Origin of the sequence: Algoriphagus sp. SE2 (genome assembly GCF_039563885.1) — a bacterium.
Taxonomy (GTDB): Bacteria; Bacteroidota; Bacteroidia; order Cytophagales; family Cyclobacteriaceae; genus Algoriphagus.
In genome coordinates, this window is the sequence record NZ_JBCLWJ010000011.1 from 13,519 (window position 1) to 31,249 (window position 17,731).

The window sequence follows — 17,731 nt, forward strand, 5'->3', positions numbered from 1 at the left end:
AAAATTTAATGCTTCAACTCCTTACTTAGCCAAGCTTTTGCCAACCTCCAATCTCTACGAATGGTATCAACAGAAACCCCCAGCATTTCGGCAATCTCTTCGTGTTTGTATCCTCCGAAAAAATGAAATTCTACTACCCTACAATGTCTATGATTGATTGATTTTAAGCGATTCAATGCCTCATTTAGATTCAAAACTTCTTCTGGGGTGGTGATTACTGGACTAGAAATAGCTCCATAGGTCAATAATATTTGATTTCCACCTCTTTTAATACGTTGTTTTTGCCTTGCATAATCAACCAAAAACCTACGCATAACAATAGCAGCAATAGCAAGAAAATGGTTTTTATCTTGGGCGATTTGGTCTTGCTTTTCCATTTTCAGATAAGCTTCATGCACCAAAGAGGAAGTATCTAAAGTAAATGCATTGTGCTCATTCTTTAATTTATAATGAGCGATCTTACTGAGTTCTGAATAACAAGCCAGAAATTGGTTTTTGATTAAAGTATACTGACTTGACTCTTTGGGAATAGTTTGAGAATACATACTAAAAGATCAACTTGACTATGAAAAATATTAGCCTAAAATAAGTCTATTGCCTTAAAACACCTAATCATAAACAAGTAAAATTCAATTATATAGCAATCAACACGAGCAAAACCAACTAGGAAAACCTTTCTAAAACTTATTTAATATTTTCATTTAGAAGGCCATTTGCTTACTTTGAAAACCAATCTTCGATCTTATGAAAAAACTTTTGCTTCTCGCTATCACCCTTTATTGTGCTCATGGATTTGCCCAAGAATTATCGAAAAAACAAATCGAGCAACTGACAGATAAAAACTGGCAACCTGGTCTTTCTCTTTTACAAGAGATCGTTAGCATACCAAATGATGCTTTTTATCCTGAACAGATTGAAGTCAATATAAAATGGTGTGAGAATCAATTTATGAGTAGAGATTGGACTTCAGAACGATTAGAAACGGATGGAATACCTTTACTGTTGGTGGAAAAAAAGTCTCCTGGGGCAACCAAGACAGTACTTTTCTATTTTCACGTGGATGGTCAAGCTGTTGACAGAAGTAAGTGGAACCAAGAAGACCCATACTCGCCTGTTTTAAAAAGTCAAAAATCGAATGGAGAATGGGAAATCATCCCTACTCAAAAACTGGAAAATGAATACGATCCTAACTGGAGAATTTTCGCCAGATCTGCATCTGATGATAAGGGGCCTATAGCCATGTTTCTTACAGGATGGGATGCTCTGGAAAAGGAAGCAATCGCCCCAGATTATAATGTTAAAATAATACTTGATTTTGAAGAAGAACAAGGATCACCAAGACTTCCAGGAGCAGTTTTGAAATACAAAGAAAAATTGGCCGCTGACATGATGTTGATCATGGATGGTCCAAGGCATACAAGTAATGAACCTACTTTGAGTTACGGCGCTAGAGGAATAGCTGATTTGACCTTAACTACTTATGGTCCAAAATTCCCTCAGCACAGTGGTCATTATGGTAATTATGCTCCAAATCCAGCTTTATTACTTTCACAGCTATTGGCATCTATGAAAGATTCAAACGGTAGAGTAGCAATCCCTGGCTACTATGATGGAATCACATTGACAGAAACCGAAAAAGCAATTCTTGCCAAAGTACCAGATGATGAAGAGGCAATTCAAAAAAAATTGGGAATTGGAAGAACAGATAATGTTGGAAGTAGCTATCAGGAGAGTATTCAGTACCCTTCTTTAAATATTAGAGGACTGGAATCTGCCTGGGTAGGCAGTGAAGCTAGAACTATTGTGCCAGCAACCGCAATTGCAGAAATTGACGTTAGACTTGTTCCAGAGTCTGATCCTGAAAGATTGTTTATGCTGATTAAAAACCATATTCAGGATCAAGGTTTCCACATTGTTTCAAAAGATCCTACAGATGATGAGCGGATGAAATATCCAAAAATTGTAAAAGTAGTCTATTCGATCTCATATCAAGCCTTTAGAACTCCTATGGATTCGGAAGCAGGAAAATGGCTAAGATCTTCTATGCAACGAGCTTTTGGAAAAGAACCGGTTCAAATCCGAATCTCTGGAGGTTCTATTCCTATTTCCCCTTTTGTGGATGCTTTAGGAATACCTGCGGTCACTATCCCAACGGTCAATGCTGATAATAACCAACATAGTCCAAATGAGAATATTAGATTAGGAAATTATAGGGAAGGAATTAGTACAGTTATTTCCATTTTAAGTGAGAAAACTAAAGAATCCTTAGAGAAAAAGTAAAGAAATTTTAATTTTAATCAGATTTAGCATTTCTCTAAAAATGTAGATTATTCCCATTAATGGATTTAATCATGAATCTAAAATCATTTTTACTGACGGCAATATTTGCATCTTTTAGTATTGCTGTATATTCACAAACAGATCTCCAAGATTCTCAATTTGAATCTAAAAATCCTGATAATTCACGTTTTGGCAAAGCTATTCTATCGTGTAATACTTCTGAGTTTAAATTTCCTGCTTTCAGCAAAAAAATCACCCAAGAAAATGATACTGTCCCAACTTCGGAAGGAATAGTGGTTGAGGATGGATATATAGAAGAGATGGATAATTATCTTGCTTTTCGATTAAGTATGGTAAACGAAAATGAAAGGTTTTCATTAGATGCTGAGCCAACAGTTTTAAAAATCTATCCAAATGGGAGCTCTGTTTTTAGACTAAACCTAAACTATAGATTCCTATCCTTAGGATTTAATTTTATCCCGCAGTTCTTATCGAATAATGACGATGATTTCATCAAGGGAAAAACCACAGGAATTGGATTTTCCACTGGGTTAAATTTTTCTCACTGGGTTCAAGAATTTAGGTATACAAAAACGACAGGATATTATCTTGAAAACACCTCAGATTATCAAAGTGATTGGAGTGAGGGTGATCCTTATATCCAATTCCCAAAACTACATTACAGAAGTTTTCAAGGTATCACAGGATATAATTTCAATCAACACTTTTCAACCAAAGCATTGCTTTTCGGTACTGAGCGCCAGTTAAAAAGTGCAGGTACATTTTTACCTACTTTGCAATATCGATATTACATCATCGATAATAGAGTGGAACCAACCAATGACTCACCTACCCAAAAATCAAAGAATTTTGAAATTCTTGCCAATGCGGGATATTACTATACCCATGTAATTAATCAATCATTCTATGCCTCCGCAGGAGCCTCTCTGGGATACGGATTAGGATCCTCCAAAATCATCACAAATTATCCTGATGATCGCTTAGAAACCAAACAAAACAACGGAGTCTTCAAGTGGGATGCAAGAGGAGCCCTAGGATATAATGCTGAAAGAATCTTTTCCGGAATGTTAATTACAGCAGAAAACAGAAAGTTCAGGCAACAAAACACCAATGCTATCAATACCAATTGGAGAGTTTATCTTCAATTCCATGTAGGTTATAGAATCACAGCTCTTGAAAAATTAAAAGAGAATTTGGATGCAGTTCCTTTTCTAAATTAAATCAAGGCTTTTTAAAACTATAAAGGAAAGGCGCCTTATGAGACCCTCCTGTATATAATTTATCATGTCTTTGCAAAATACCCAGGCCCAGCATTTTGCGTTGGAAATTAGCTCGGTTTTGAGGTTCACCTAAAATCGCTTCATAAACCTGCTGCAAATCCTTCATGGTAAACATCTCAGGAAGTAAATTGAAACTGAGTAGCTTATGATCCAAATGGATTCGAAGATGTTCCAAAGCTTTCTTTACGATTTTATTATGATCCATCATTAATTCAGGTAAATGATCAAAATCATACCAGCCAATGGAATCAGAAAGTTCATCTGGTTTTGGTGTCACATTCTCATAATTGATCAAAGCATAATAAGCAATAGTAATAAACCTGCCCAACATCCAATGATCCTTATAAATATGGCCTTGCTCCGCCAGAATATTTCGCATGATTTCTGGCTGAGATCGATCCATGGAACCAAAAGTATGAAACTGTTCCAGATAGATTTCATCTAACCCAGTCCTTTCAGAAAGCCCCCTTTTTACTGCCTCCTCAAGAGGTTCATCTTTACCGATAAATCCACCAGGCAAAGCGAATGTTCCTGTATTATGATATTCCAAAATAAGAATTTTTAGTTTTTCACCTGAAAAACCAAAAATGACGGAATCATAAGAAAGATTGGGTATAAATTGTTCTGGTTGAAAAGCCATTGACGAAAATATGAAAACTATTGAAAGAAATTGCTTTTTTAAAAATTAGCGGCTACTATTGTTTCACTAAGAAACAATAAATCTAAATAAATGAACGCAAAATTAAAAAATTGCGGAATATCTATTCTACTTCTTTTTGGTATTTTCGGTAACTCCGTATTAGCCCAGAACCTAAATTCTTTTGATGTGCAGGTAAAAATAAAAAATGGGATCATTGAAGGTTCTTTTGATACTAAAACAGGTATCCAGAAGTTTTTTGGAATCCCTTATGCCAAGCCTCCTGTTGAAGATTTACGATGGAAAGCCCCTCAACCTTTGGATGATTGGTCAGGTATAAAAAAGACCGTGAAATTTGGTCCTAGAGCAGTTCAGGCTCCTGTTTTTGGAGATATGGATTTCAAATCTGACGGTATTAGTGAAGATTGTCTTTATCTCAATGTTTGGAGTCCGGCAGATAGAAACACCAAAGATTTACCTGTTTTGGTTTATTTCTACGGAGGGGGTTTTGTAGCAGGTGATGGGTCCGAACCAAGATACAACGGGGAGTCGATGGCCCAAAAAGGGATTGTAGTTGTCACTGTTAACTATAGACTGAATATCTTCGGCTTCTTAGCACATCCAGACTTAAGCTCTGAAGCTCCTTATAAGGCCTCAGGAAACTATGGTTTGATGGATCAAATGGCCTCATTACAATGGGTAAAAGAAAACATTGCAGCCTTTGGTGGAGATCCCAATAAAGTAACTATTGCCGGAGAATCTGCCGGTTCGATTTCCGTTAGTTATCAAATGGCTTCTCCCCTCTCAAAAGGATTGATCGCTGGAGCAATCGGTGAAAGTGGAGCAGGTATCAATCCAACTATAGCTCCGATATCTCTTGCTGAGGCAGAGCAGACTGGGGTTGATTTTGTGACTAAAGCCGGCCTTAAAAATATAGATGAATTAAGAGATCTGTCTACAAAAGACATTTATGACATTTACAATGAATCACAACGCTTTGGCTTTCCTGTAGTATTGGATGGATTTTTCCTTCCAAAAACACTTCCTGAAATTTTCGAAGCAAAGGAACAAGCCATGGTCCCCCTATTAGCAGGATGGAATTCTGCAGAAATTCCGGGTATGGCATTTATGCAGGGAAAGCCATATACTACTGAAGCTTTTATCGAGATTGTAAAAAGCACCTATCCAACGGATTTCGAAGAGGTTTTAGATCTCCACCCACATGCAAACGCAGAAGAAGTAGAATGGTCGGCCACCCATTTGGCAGCCGATCGATTTATCGCTTATAGCACCTGGAAATGGATTGATTTGCATGCCAAAAACTCAGATCAGCCTGTTTACAGATACCTATATAGTAAACTTCGTCCCCCCTTGAAAGACTCTAATCTTTCATCTGGTTTAGCAGGAGGTACAATTGAAGGAGGTCCAAAAATGCCAGAACCTATAGGAGCACCTCATGCTTGTGAAATTGAATATGCTATGGGGAATTTACCAATAGTAGATGCTTACGATTGGAAAGCTGAAGACTATTTGGTCTCAAAGACCTTTATGAACTATTTCGCAAATTTCATCAAAACTGGAAATCCAAATGGAGATGATTTACCTATTTGGGAAAAGGTGGACGGATCAGACTCAACTCCAGCTACTATGGTTATTGATGTGGAAAGTAAATTGATCCAGGCTACGGATCAGGCGAGGTATCAATTTCATGATAAATACTACGGAAATAATTAAATAAATCTATTCTCATTTCCGACCGGGGAGTTTTAAAGACTCCCCATTTTTTATTTTATAAGCCTACTTTATTTCCGGCAATTACCATTTTGATTGTACCGTAATCATATTTTCCATTAAAAAACGCTCTTAAATCACTCATGCTTTTCTGCTTTTCAAGTTGATCCCTGATTTCGGAAATAACACCTTCTGAAAGGCAATCAGACAATTCAAGCCTTCCAGTTTCTATGCCATAGGCCAAATGAGATTTGATTGTAGATTTAGTCAAACTTCTTTCTTTGGCAATTTCCTCAGCAGTTTTTCCGGATTGAAATAATTGATACGTAACTTCAAAGGAATCCCCTTTCTGTCTCTTTGGCTTCAAAGAATCTTTCTTTTTCCTTCCAGTTTTTGATTTGATATCTTTGATTTTAACCTGTGCATTTTCTTTGGCAATAGAAATAAATTGCCTTCTCAAAGCAAGAAGTTCTTCTTCCAATTCCTGCATTTTCGATGGAACTTCCCCATTGGAAATCGCCTCAATTAATCGACCCAACTTACTGATTTCAAGGTATTTTCGAAGAAAACTTTCCTCTATAGCCTCCAGTCCCTCCACATATTTCTTAGTTCTTGAAAACTGCTCTACCATACCCATTTGACCCAGAATTTTCTTTAAGGAATTAGCTAAAAGTTCCCGGTAGTATTGACCTCCTTTTTTTACTCTCTCCTGAATTTTCTCTGACTCTTTTTCCTGAATCAAGTAGAGCAATTGCCTTCTAAACTTTTCCGTATTACCAACTTCTCTGGCTAAAAGCTCATGCACCTGTGGTATCGTCAGCTGCATTTCATGGTCCTCAAACTGCATCGTACTATTTTCTTCCTTTTGAAAACTTTCGAGCTCTCTCAAGATCGGCATAAAATCAAAAGTCTGATCCACCAACTTTCCTAAATAAGTGTTTTGCTGGCTGGTCAGCAATTCTTTCAAATCTTGCTGATTGCCAGCACTTTGAGAGAATTCAACAACCTGATAATCAGAATAAACCAAGTTTGACTGGATTTTACTTCTCAAAACCAACCCATCCAAACTTCTTAATCTAGAAAGAGCAACGTAAACCTGACCCGGAGCAAATGCTCTTCCTACATCTATGATCGCTTTATCAAACGTGAGCCCTTGGCTTTTATGAACTGTCACAGCCCATGCTAGTTTAATCGGATATTGTTCGAATGTGCCGACCACTCCTTCATCCAATTCCTTCGTATCTGGATTAACGATGTATTTCTTGTTTTCCCAAGTCTCTTTTCTTAGCTGATATTCTTCCTGATCATCTTGCATCTCCACTAGTATTTCATCTTTTTCCAAATGAATTACTTTAGCGATTTTTCCATTGAAATAAGAAGAATTACCTGAACTGTCATTCTTCACAAACATGATTTGTGCTCCTTCACGGAGTTCAAGTTTCTCTGGAAGCGGGTACAACGATTCAGGAAAATCCCCCTCAACATCTGCCTCAAAAAACATGGACTTACCCTCCAGACCTTCCATCTCTTTTTGGTTGATCTGATCTGCTTTATAATTATGGGTAGTGATGGTGATGTAGTCTTCCAGTTGGACAATTTCTTCATCCTTTCTATAATACCCATTCAATAGCTGGATGTCTTCAGCTGTCACCCGGTTGTCCCGTAAATGATTGAGAACGGTAATAAACTGATCATCCTGCTGGCGGAAAATCTTATCCAATTCCAAGTAAACCATCCCAGAATTCTGAAGTGCTTTTGCTTCAAAAAAATGCATACTATTGTAAAAGCGATTTAGAACATTCCATTCATGGTCTTTTACAATCGGCGGAAGCTGAAACAAATCCCCTATCATCAATACCTGCACGCCACCAAAAGGCTCCCTAAAATTTCTTTTGACACTTTTCATTCGATAATCGATGGCATCTAAGACATCAGCTCTTAGCATGCTCACTTCATCAATTACCAACAGATCCACAGCCTTCAGCACACTTTTTCGTAGCTTATTCAACGGATGCTTTCTACCCAGCGTATGTTGCGTATAAAACCCATATTGATCTGTAAAATTACCCTCGGGCTCTCTAACAGGTAAAAAACTTCCTAAAGGCAAAAGAAACTGAGAATGGATGGTCACACCTTTGGCATGGAGAGCTGCTATCCCAGTCGGAGCTAGAATAACATGTCTCTTATGTGTTCGTTTTGCCAGATCTCTCAAAAAAGTGGTCTTACCTGTACCAGCTTTTCCAGTGAGAAAAATAGGAGCATTGGTATTATTGACAAATTTGGCAGCAAATTCAAGTTTATCCAAGGATTGTTCTTCCATATAACTAAAATAATAAAAATAATCTCTCGTGAAATAAAGGTCTATTTCTCTCTCTTCAAAATTTCATTTTTTTAATTTCGGTTATAATTCAAGAAACCAATGTATGTCCATCCGCTAAACCGCTGGGAAGATGAGCCCGAAATCGTAGAATTCATCCAAAATAATCCTTTTGCAACACTCGTGTCCAATATTTCAAAAAGGCCTTGGGCTACCCATATTCCTTTACTGCTTGCCAAGGATAAAAATGGGGATTCAATTTTATCTGGACACATAGCCAAAGCCAACCCCCAGTGGAAAGAATTACAAGATGAGGTTTTGGTTATTTTTCAAGGTCCACATGCTTATATTTCCTCTTCCTGGTATAATCATGAAAATGTTCCCACTTGGAATTACCTTGCTGTTCATCTCTATTGCTCAATAAAACTGATTGAAGGAGAAGAATTAATGGATCATCTCAAATCTCTGGTTGATAGATTTGAAGAAGGCAGACCCTATAGAGTCGCAGTGGAAACGATGAGTGAAAAATTTCTAGAAAGTCAAATAAATGGGTTGGTGGGAATTGAGCTGAAAATCAAGGAAGTTCATGCCAGTTCAAAACTTTCTCAAAACAGAGATGCTGTCAATTATAAAAATATCGTCAAACAGCTTGAAGCAAGTCTATATGACACGGAGCAAGAAATTGCTAAAGAAATGAAAAAGCGCATGGAATAAAGTTCATTAGCCTACTTTTTTCAAAGTGGATCAAAAAACAATTTGAAAACACTCTTACTACTATTAATTGACAAATGACAATAAGATTCCAAGTATGATCTTCCTGATTATTCTAAGATTGGAAGGAGAAGAAAAACCAATATTTAGGCAAGCTGAATTTTCATTTTTTCAGAAGCCCATCAATGAATGGGTTTTCACTTTTTATTGTCCGAAATAAAAATATTGCCCAATCCAGATGGGACAATTGCCATTAAGCCTTCTTTGGTTGAAATCCAAATCAAATTAAATGGGGCTCGATATGGGTTTCTTTTGGTCCAATGCTTTGAGATTTTATAACCATTATTCTCAGGGAGATTTTCTCTTGATGTCATGATATTTGTTATTTTAGACAAGATCCCATTTTTAATATTTTTTGATCCATCCGAATTAAGAATCTCCAACTTCAGATTTTGATAATCGAAAATCACCTGATTGGAAGACCCATTTTCATTTGCATCCATATTCAATTTCAACCTCTTTAGCGTTCCGGACTCCACTCTAAATTTTCCTAAGGGTTCAAAAACCTCGTTCAGAGCTACCATATCAAAACCTGCCATACTTGCTTCCAGCTCAAAAGTATTTTTTCCATAAGGCACATCAATTCGCATTGAAACCGGTGCATATCCATTTAAATTGGAACTAACATTAACTTTCATTTGAGCATCCTTTTGTAGAGAATCTGTTGAAATAAGATTGGTTAAAGACCCATTGATATCTTGGAAATTCAGGACAATCGGACTGGTTTTACCCGAGGGGATTTCTTTATAGGTTAAGGTAGAATTAGAAATTTTCACAGAATCCAATTTGATCGGAAATGGTATATTCTCAACCATTCCTTCGAAAAGCGGTTTTATAGGCTCATCTGGCCGGGGTTTGTTTTTATCCCTCAAATCTTCCAAAGATAGGCTATCAATTTCTGCTATTCCGGCAAAAATGGACCAATTTCCATAAATAGTACTTTTCGTATCAATTTGACTCAGTCCAAATTCTTTGATTTCCAATTGTAGCAAGTCTTTTTGAAATTCTGTCTCAGCCAGTGCTCCTAAGATCTGATTGTTATATTTTAGAGAAATACCTTTTAAAGAAGCTGTTTGGGCACTTGAATTAAAACTTGCATCAGCTATTCGGAATTCTTGATTATAATCGGTGATGATCTTCAGGTTTTTTAGACTGGTGACAATGCTTTTGAGCTTAAAAGGAATCGCATAATTAGCTATAATTGAGTCTGTTTCAATTCCGTGCGCAATGATACTCAGGTCCGTAAATTGACCAAATCGGTAAAGGCTATCATTTTCAATAAACATTTCTGCGGTACCTTTTTCCAATATGAAGTTCCTGATTTCTCCTCTGGAAATAAGATCCTGAAATAATTCCTGAAATGCTAGAGAACTTTCGTTGGGACTGGTGGTTCGATCCCTTTGAATCAGACGAAAAGCTGGCTCGATCAATTTTATCTCTCCAATCTCCAACTTGTTATCAAAAATTAAAGCCACGAAATTTACGTTTCTCATGAGAATGCTTCTCAGCGAGCCATTCATTTTGGAAGCTAGAGAATCATTCAGAGGTACTAGAACGATGGTTTGCAATTCAACAGCTTGCTGAAAAAAGCTTATCTCCAAATCCTCAAACAATACATCATAATTCCGATCAGGATTTGTATTGATAATTTCAGGAATCTTTTTAGAAAGCCATCCCTCAAGATAAAATGTACCTGCGAATCCAATTAGGGTAAAAATGATCAGGACAATCCCGATTTTCTTCATAGTTATGACTTTACTTTGAAAGATAGCTTTTTATCAAAGATGAAATATTCCATCCATCAAAACTATTTTGTACAATCTATGGCCTTTTTAACTTTCATCCTTCTTTATCCACCATTCAACATGGAAAGACTGAATCTTTTCGGATTCTTATTTAAATTCAATATTAAAATTTAGCTCATTTTTGAATCATGAAATCCCTGATTAAGATCGTCTCTTCCCTCCTATTTTTTCTAATTGTAGCGCAGCCACTTATTGCTCAAAAATCTGGAGAAATAATCAAAGTTTTGAGCTACAATATTTATCACGGAGAAAACCCATTTCATGCTGGAGAAGGAAACATTGATCAAATTGCGGCTTTAATTAGTGAGCTTAAACCTGATTTAGTCGCCTTGCAAGAGGTAGATAGTATGACCACACGAACTGCAAGGGTCTATGGTGCTAAAGTTGATTTGATTCAGAAATTGGCCAAATTGACCGGGTATTCTGGCTACTTTGCCAAAGCGATGGATTATGCTGAAGGTGGATATGGGGAGGGAGTTTTAATCAAAGGAAATGGAATAACGGAAACCCAAAATCTACCATTACCTGCCGGAGGCGAACCTAGGGCTGCAGCTTGGGTAACTTATGAACTTCCCTCTGGAAAAAATATTGCTTTTGCCGGAACTCACTTATGTCACCAATTTGAAGAGAATAGAATTGCACAAGTGGAAGCTGTAAGTTTACGTGCCAAAAAAGAAAAATTACCAACCATCTGGGTTGGAGATTTAAATTTCAGACCTGAATCAGAGGTGTATAAAAGTATCAAAGGATCATGGAAAGATGCTGGGACATTACCTACCCCCTATTCTCCGACATATGGATCAATGGAAGATGGAGCTCGAATTGACTATGTTTGGTATGATTCGAATAAATTCAAACTGATCGATTACCAAGTATTGAATGTCACCTATTCAGATCACTATCCTGTTTTTGTCACTTTACAATTAAAATAATATGAAAAAGTCTATCAGCATTGCCCTCAGTTGTTTGGCACTTTTTGCCTGTAGCCCCAACAGCGAAACCTCAAAAGAGGAAGAAAAAACCCAATTGGAATGGAGAGATTTATTTAATGGAAAAGACCTGAATGATTGGTCTATTAAAATCAGCAAACATGAATTAAATGATAATTTCGCCAATACCTTTCGGGTGGAAGACGGAATGATGCAAGTTAGGTATGAGGGTTATGATCAATTTGATCAGCAATACGGACATATATTTTTTAATGAATACTTCTCTAATTATGTACTTCAAGTTCAATATAGGTTCGTTGGAGAGCAAGCGAATGGTGGTGAAGGATGGGCTTGGAGAAACAGTGGGGCAATGCTTCATGGGCAGGATCCTAAAACAATGTTAGTGGATCAAAACTTCCCTATTTCTGTGGAAGCTCAGTTTTTAGGTGGAAACGGAACAGACAAAAGAAGCACCTGCAATCTTTGTACTCCCGGAACCAATGTGGTTCTAGCAGATACGCTTTTTACGCCTCATTGTATCAATTCTTCCTCTGAAACCTATGCAGGCGATCAATGGGTAACAGCAAATTTCATCGTTTTAGGTGATTCTGTTATTCATCACATGGTAGGTTTGGACACAGTCTTTAGCTATAATAAACCCCAAATAGGTGGTGGTAGTGTATCTCCATTTGATCCTGCAGTTAAAATCGATGGGCAGCTCTTGAAAGGTGGCTATATCTCTTTACAAAGTGAAAGTCATCCAATAGATTTCCGAAAAGTCGCGATCGTGGAATTAGATGACTTAATCGGGCAGGACGAAAAATTAAATGAGGCAGTTTTATCTCTTTTAAAATCTGAAGCTAGTAAATAATAAATAGTCAAGCATGACTTTAAACCGAAGGACTTTATTAAAGCAGTTCCTGCTTTGGGTGCGACTATAGGTTTAACCAAGCCTGCATTTAGTGTTGAAGCAGACAAAGTTTTCACTGATGATCGAAAAACTTGGTTAGAACTTCTTTATAAAATCTCACATCCTGTATTAGATGCTATGCCTCAAGGCAAACTGACTACTCTTATGCCAGTAGAAGTCCCAGTGGGGGCTTACGGTGACCGAGACACAGTGACCTATTTGGAGGCAATTGGTAGATTATTAGCAGGACTGGCCCCTTGGTTGGAATTAGAGGAGGTCAGTGTAGAAGAAAAAGATATCCAAAAAGAATTACGGGAAAAAGCTCTATTAAGTATTAAACATGCGGTAGATCCTAATTCTCCGGATTATATCAATTGGACCGAGGGAGCTCAGCCTTTAGTGTATGGCGCATTTTTAGTGCATGGGATTATGCGAGCACCCAAACAACTTTGGGAGCCGCTAGAAGAGGAAACTAAAGCAAGATTAATTAAGGAACTACATGCTCAAAAGCTTGCAATCAAACCTTATTATAACAACTGGATTTTATTTGGTGCCATGATCGATGCTTTCCTTTTTTCCATTGGTGAGCAGGGAGATTTGATGCGAATGGATTTTGCTATTAAAAAACATATGGAATGGTATCTAGGAGATGGATGGTACGGAGATGGCCCAGAATTCCACTTGGATTACTATAATTCTTATGTGATCCAGCCTATGTTAATTCAGGTTTTGGAAATAGCTGCGCAAAAACAAAATGTTTATAAGGCAGATCTTGAGCTTGCAAAAAAGAGAATGGTACGCTATTCCCGACAATTGGAGTTGATGATTTCACCGGAGGGTACCTACACTGTTTTAGGAAGATCTATTTGCTATCGTTCGGGAGCTTTCCAGCCTTTGGCAGAAGTGGCTTGGAAGGAAATGCTTCCTGAGGAAATCAGTAATGGTCAAGTAAGAGCTGCCTTAACGACAGTTTACACCCGAATTTTCTCTGCTAAAGATACCTTTGACCAAAATGGTTGGTTACAATTAGGATTGGCAGGTCATCAACCCGGATTAGCAGAACCTTATATCAGTACTGGAAGCCTTTATTTATGCTCATCGGGCTTCTTACCATTAGGACTTCCGGCTAGCCACCCTTTTTGGACTGATCCTGCGGAAGACTGGACGAGTAAAAAAATCTGGTCTGGTGAAAGCATGAAAAGAGATGAAGCTTTGAAATAAGAAAAGCCCGCTGGATTAATATTCAGCGGGCTTCTTTTTACCTTTCTTGATTACCCTCTCAAAGTAATTGGAACAGGCTTATTTGTTTTCCAGCTTCCGCCAGTAAAATCAGGAACGTCAATCGAATTGGATCTATTGGCAACAGACCACTCACTCAATGGAGAAATACAGCTCCAAAGTGCACCATCATAAACATCCTGATCCAAAGGAAGACCATTTCTCAGGCAATCAATTAATCTCCAGTCCATCATGAAGTCCATTCCTCCATGACCCCCAACTTGCTTAGCCAACTCACCAACTTTTTGAACAATCTCCGGAGTATATTTTGTCTCTAGGTCCTTAAACTCTTCCTCCTTCAACCAGCCATGACCTTTGGCGACTTTAGGAGTTGGGTATTTTTGTGCATAACCTTCTGTTCCACTAACTACATGGAGTCTGGAATAAGGCCGTGGACTTGTCACATCGTGCTGAATCATGATCGTCTTACCATGTTTTGTTTTCACAACTGTCGTGTTCATGTTTCCTCTATAATTTTTAGCTGCAAAATCAGAGAAGAACATATCATTTTCAGCAAGTTCTTGAGCCTTTGCTTTCATCATGAAATCGTTAGAAGAGACAGATGTCAGATAATCCATTTGATCTCCTCTGTTGATATTCAGAATTTGACAGATAGGACCTAAGCCATGAGTTGGATAGAGGTTGCCATCTCGGTAGTTCTCCTTTAAACGCCACATTCCCTGATATCCATTTTTATCAAAATTAAGTGCTAGCAAATCATGTATATAAGCTCCCTCCACATGAACTACTTCCCCGAAATAGCCTTCTCTAGCCATTTTCAAAGTCATCAACTCAAAGAAATCATAGCAGCAGTTTTCGAGTTGCATACAATGTTTCTTGGTGCGCTCGGAAGTCTCTACTAATTGCCAGCATTCATCAAGAGTTCTTGCAATTGGCACTTCGCAGGCAGCATGCTTACCGGCCTCCATGGCATAAACTGCCATCGGTGTGTGCCATTCCCAAGGGGTTGCAATATAAATCAAGTCAAGGTCTGGTCTATCGAACATTTCTTTCCAGGAATACACCTTGCCAGAATATCCCTCAGGATTATGAGAGGTTCCTTTTAATTGTTCTTTAGCTTTTTCAACTCGATCAGGCATTAGATCGCAAAGAGCTTTGATTTCGACTCCATCAATTTTACTCAATCGATCTACCGCACCTGGGCCTCTCATTCCTAACCCTACAATGCCAATCCTAACAGTTTCAATTTTCGGAGCAGCATAACCCGACATATTAAACGTTTGGGCTCTTTCTGCATATTTTTTTAACTGATCGGGAAGCTGGTTTACTTCATTTGCAAAAACTGACCCAGCCCCCATGAGACCAAGCCCTGCTAAACCTGACGCTTTTAAAAACTCCCTTCTTTTGTTATTCTTCATTTTGGTATTATTTGGATTCGCGGCTTAAAACTACTTGAATTTTAAAAAATTCAATATCAATATTGGGTTAGACGGTAAAATTTCCATCAAAAAAAACCAGAACTAATTATTCTGGCTTTGAATTCTTATAAACTAATAATTTATGAAATTAAGTTTTTGCTTTAGTTTTGATTCCAAATAAGGTGTATAAAGGACAAAAGCTGACAAGGCTAGTTAAAGCAAATATTCCCGCTACCACTAGAGCGATAATTCCAATTGTCCCGGTTAGTACTTCCGAAAAGTAAAGCCCAACCAAAATCGCAGCTACAATAATTCTAAATACGCGATCCGAATTTCCCATATTCTTTTTCATGATTCTTAAGGTTTTCTTTATAATTGGTTGAAGTTGAAATGCTTTTTTCAATTGAGCAAACTTAAATATTTTTCATAAATTATTTCATGATTTTGGTCACTTAAGTAGTTGATTTTAAATCAGACAATTGATTTTATAATATTGAAAATCAGGTTTATACCACAAGCTTAAATCATTTTTTAACTGTATATTAAACTAATCTTCAAAAATCTATGATGATCTTTCTTTAAACTATTGAATGCTAACGATATATCAATTCTGTTGAAATGAAGTTATTCAAATTTATACTCCTGTTTTCATTAGGAACATGTTTGGTTGATTCGATAAATGCGCAAGTCAAACCTCAGCCCATCACCAATGACACAATCATTTTAGCTCAGGCTTATATGAATCTTTATTTGACTGAAACTTTTTACGATACCCTTGATCGGGATAGAATTTCTAAAATTCTTGCTTTCGAAAAAGATGAACTCGGAAAGATAAAAAACAGATCATTTATCTCCAGTAACAATACCTTATACAATTTCACCCAATCAATATTTTATTATCTCCAAACCAAACGCATAACCCAAGAAAGAAAGGAATTTGAAAGAAATCTATTAAGAAGGATTAAAAGTATTTTTGAACAATCTATTGAAGCATATAATAATGCGGAGATAGAGGATTTTGAGACTTTTACAAAACAAAAAAGTGCCCTGTATGAAATGATAAGTTTTGATGAAGGGGCTAACAATGAATTAAAACAAGAAATATGGAAGCTGAAAAATGAGTTGAATTCTAAATTCAATGAGGATATTTACCCGGATTTTAAGAGAATATTTAATAGATCAAAACGGAATAATCAATTTGATTTTGATTCTCTAACCTATTTTACAAAACTCTATGGTATGCCTTTGAGTATGGCAATTCTAGAAAATGAATCTAACTTCAAGTTTATCTCTTTTAATTCAAATCATATTTCTCCTCAATATGTAGCAGATAACAGATTGGAACTAATCTCAAGATACATGCAGCTTAAATCCTTGGCAATCAAAAAAACCAGGAGTCCAAGAAACTTTAATACTGCTATTCTTTATCAGGGCTATGATGATTTTATGGATCGACTTCAATTTGAAGAAGATGAGTTTATCAAAAAGGAACTCAATCCAAAAGTATGTGCTTTGCTTCTTAGTCAATTAGAAAGCAAATACCCTAGAGAAGGGGAAGAAAAAGGTTTAGATGAACCAATAGCCTTTATAGGCTCCCCTTCAACAGAAAAAGAACCTATTTATTTTTTTCCAAATCCTGCTCCCTTGGCCTCCGCTAGCCTAATTCGGGAAGATTTCAAACCTGAATTAAGGACACTAAATCAAGTGGATTTACTCCTTAAATCAGATCTGGAGAACGCGGGTTTTAAAAATCAACTCCATTACTATTATGATTTAGATGGATTTGCATTAACCACAAGTCTGGAAAAATTTAATATAAATGGGGCTTCATTGCCATCTGACAAGCGGTTTACTAAGAATATCGGAGGCGAGGGCAAATTTTCATATTTTGAGATTTTCAAATCCATCTTTTTTGACGTTGAGTCCGAATATAGAATGTTTGCTTTTATCGTTGCATCGAAGGCTGCGAGTATGAATAATCAAGTAATGACCGTGAATTTTGCAGAGGATCTCATAAAAAACAGCTATGATTCGCTTCCTAAGGTTCTAAAAGATCGAGTTCTGAACAATAAAACCTTATCAATATTTGTCTACCACTTCCATCAAAATGACATTGGGCAAGTCCCAGAATTAGATTTAGGTGGTAGCTTGAGTGTAAAGGACCATCTAAAAAATGCTGGGATCACTGAATTTGTCCAATAAATAAAAGAGCTTATTGGTATTAACCTCTTGAACTTTTTGAAATAAAAGATCTAAAATGAATTTCTACTTTTTATTCGATTGAATTTCCAGTCCTTTAAAAAAGATTTTATGGTTGGTAAATTTGGTTTTAAATCAGATATTAAACGTAGATTTCATCTTGATTTTAAATATTTAACGCCAATTACTTTCTA

14 protein-coding genes are annotated in these 17,731 nt (G+C 36.9%); 8 read left to right on the forward strand and 6 right to left on the reverse strand.

Annotation, left to right across the window (positions count from 1 at the left end; translation table 11 throughout):
- Window positions 1-5 precede the first annotated feature (5 nt).
- Window positions 6-545, reverse strand: coding sequence for an ECF-type sigma factor (locus AAGF08_RS13430; RefSeq protein ID WP_343511740.1), 540 nt, complete (start codon window positions 543-545; stop codon window positions 6-8).
- Between the two features lie 199 nt (window positions 546-744).
- Between AAGF08_RS13430 and AAGF08_RS13435 the strand changes: the two genes are divergently transcribed.
- Window positions 745-2,280 (forward strand): M20/M25/M40 family metallo-hydrolase, encoded by a 1,536-nt coding sequence (locus AAGF08_RS13435; RefSeq protein WP_343511741.1) that lies wholly within the window; start codon window positions 745-747, stop codon window positions 2,278-2,280.
- Between the two features lie 71 nt (window positions 2,281-2,351).
- Window positions 2,352-3,521, forward strand: a complete 1,170-nt coding sequence (locus AAGF08_RS13440) for a DUF4421 family protein (protein ID WP_343511742.1) — start codon at window positions 2,352-2,354, stop codon at window positions 3,519-3,521.
- 1 nt (window position 3,522) lies between these two features.
- On the opposite strand, the gene AAGF08_RS13445 is transcribed toward AAGF08_RS13440, so the two are convergent.
- Complete coding sequence (locus AAGF08_RS13445) at window positions 3,523-4,221, reverse strand: NUDIX domain-containing protein (RefSeq protein ID WP_343511743.1); 699 nt, start codon at window positions 4,219-4,221, stop codon at window positions 3,523-3,525.
- Between the two features lie 90 nt (window positions 4,222-4,311).
- Between AAGF08_RS13445 and AAGF08_RS13450 the strand changes: the two genes are divergently transcribed.
- Window positions 4,312-5,952 carry a carboxylesterase family protein gene (locus tag AAGF08_RS13450; RefSeq protein ID WP_343511744.1) on the forward strand — a complete coding sequence of 547 codons (1,641 nt, stop codon included), beginning with the start codon at window positions 4,312-4,314 and terminating at the stop codon, window positions 5,950-5,952.
- 55 nt (window positions 5,953-6,007) lie between these two features.
- On the opposite strand, the gene AAGF08_RS13455 is transcribed toward AAGF08_RS13450, so the two are convergent.
- Window positions 6,008-8,269: a helix-turn-helix domain-containing protein gene (locus AAGF08_RS13455; protein ID WP_343511745.1), complete on the reverse strand. Its 2,262-nt coding sequence runs from the start codon at window positions 8,267-8,269 to the stop codon at window positions 6,008-6,010.
- 99 nt (window positions 8,270-8,368) lie between these two features.
- On the opposite strand from AAGF08_RS13455, the gene AAGF08_RS13460 reads away from it, so the two are divergent.
- Window positions 8,369-8,980, forward strand: a complete 612-nt coding sequence (locus AAGF08_RS13460) for an FMN-binding negative transcriptional regulator (RefSeq protein ID WP_343511746.1) — start codon at window positions 8,369-8,371, stop codon at window positions 8,978-8,980.
- A 194-nt stretch (window positions 8,981-9,174) separates the two neighbouring features.
- Here AAGF08_RS13460 and AAGF08_RS13465 read toward each other — a convergent pair whose 3' ends face one another.
- Complete coding sequence (locus tag AAGF08_RS13465; protein ID WP_343511747.1) at window positions 9,175-10,782, reverse strand: DUF748 domain-containing protein; 1,608 nt, start codon at window positions 10,780-10,782, stop codon at window positions 9,175-9,177.
- 188 nt (window positions 10,783-10,970) lie between these two features.
- Here AAGF08_RS13465 and AAGF08_RS13470 point away from each other — a divergent pair, with 188 nt between their 5' ends.
- From AAGF08_RS13470 to AAGF08_RS13480, 3 genes are read left to right on the forward strand one after another with little or no spacing between them, the layout of a single operon-like run.
- On the forward strand, window positions 10,971-11,774 hold the full coding sequence (locus AAGF08_RS13470; RefSeq protein WP_343511748.1) for an endonuclease/exonuclease/phosphatase family protein: 804 nt from the start codon (window positions 10,971-10,973) through the stop codon (window positions 11,772-11,774).
- Window position 11,775: 1 nt separating this feature from the next.
- Window positions 11,776-12,642 (forward strand): DUF1080 domain-containing protein, encoded by an 867-nt coding sequence (locus tag AAGF08_RS13475; RefSeq protein ID WP_343511749.1) that lies wholly within the window; start codon window positions 11,776-11,778, stop codon window positions 12,640-12,642.
- A gap of 54 nt (window positions 12,643-12,696) precedes the next feature.
- Window positions 12,697-13,902, forward strand: a complete 1,206-nt coding sequence (locus AAGF08_RS13480; RefSeq protein ID WP_343511750.1) for a DUF2264 domain-containing protein — start codon at window positions 12,697-12,699, stop codon at window positions 13,900-13,902.
- A 50-nt stretch (window positions 13,903-13,952) separates the two neighbouring features.
- On the opposite strand, the gene AAGF08_RS13485 is transcribed toward AAGF08_RS13480, so the two are convergent.
- Entirely contained in the window at window positions 13,953-15,338 is a 1,386-nt protein-coding gene (locus tag AAGF08_RS13485) for a Gfo/Idh/MocA family oxidoreductase (protein ID WP_343511751.1), read from the reverse strand.
- A gap of 148 nt (window positions 15,339-15,486) precedes the next feature.
- Window positions 15,487-15,690, reverse strand: coding sequence for a DUF2892 domain-containing protein (locus AAGF08_RS13490; RefSeq protein WP_343511752.1), 204 nt, complete (start codon window positions 15,688-15,690; stop codon window positions 15,487-15,489).
- Window positions 15,691-15,956: 266 nt separating this feature from the next.
- Here AAGF08_RS13490 and AAGF08_RS13495 point away from each other — a divergent pair, with 266 nt between their 5' ends.
- Window positions 15,957-17,540, forward strand: a complete 1,584-nt coding sequence (locus AAGF08_RS13495) for a hypothetical protein (protein ID WP_343511753.1) — start codon at window positions 15,957-15,959, stop codon at window positions 17,538-17,540.
- Window positions 17,541-17,731 lie beyond the last annotated feature (191 nt).

Coding starts and splice junctions, on each gene's coding strand:
- AAGF08_RS13430 (WP_343511740.1), bottom strand. CDS start 545: ATGTATTCTCAAACTATTCCCAAAGAGTCAAGTCAGTATACTTTAATC.
- AAGF08_RS13435 (WP_343511741.1), top strand. CDS start 745: ATGAAAAAACTTTTGCTTCTCGCTATCACCCTTTATTGTGCTCATGGA.
- AAGF08_RS13440 (WP_343511742.1), top strand. CDS start 2,352: ATGAATCTAAAATCATTTTTACTGACGGCAATATTTGCATCTTTTAGT.
- AAGF08_RS13445 (WP_343511743.1), bottom strand. CDS start 4,221: ATGGCTTTTCAACCAGAACAATTTATACCCAATCTTTCTTATGATTCC.
- AAGF08_RS13450 (WP_343511744.1), top strand. CDS start 4,312: ATGAACGCAAAATTAAAAAATTGCGGAATATCTATTCTACTTCTTTTT.
- AAGF08_RS13455 (WP_343511745.1), bottom strand. CDS start 8,269: ATGGAAGAACAATCCTTGGATAAACTTGAATTTGCTGCCAAATTTGTC.
- AAGF08_RS13460 (WP_343511746.1), top strand. CDS start 8,369: ATGTATGTCCATCCGCTAAACCGCTGGGAAGATGAGCCCGAAATCGTA.
- AAGF08_RS13465 (WP_343511747.1), bottom strand. CDS start 10,782: ATGAAGAAAATCGGGATTGTCCTGATCATTTTTACCCTAATTGGATTC.
- AAGF08_RS13470 (WP_343511748.1), top strand. CDS start 10,971: ATGAAATCCCTGATTAAGATCGTCTCTTCCCTCCTATTTTTTCTAATT.
- AAGF08_RS13475 (WP_343511749.1), top strand. CDS start 11,776: ATGAAAAAGTCTATCAGCATTGCCCTCAGTTGTTTGGCACTTTTTGCC.
- AAGF08_RS13485 (WP_343511751.1), bottom strand. CDS start 15,338: ATGAAGAATAACAAAAGAAGGGAGTTTTTAAAAGCGTCAGGTTTAGCA.
- AAGF08_RS13490 (WP_343511752.1), bottom strand. CDS start 15,690: ATGAAAAAGAATATGGGAAATTCGGATCGCGTATTTAGAATTATTGTA.
- AAGF08_RS13495 (WP_343511753.1), top strand. CDS start 15,957: ATGAAGTTATTCAAATTTATACTCCTGTTTTCATTAGGAACATGTTTG.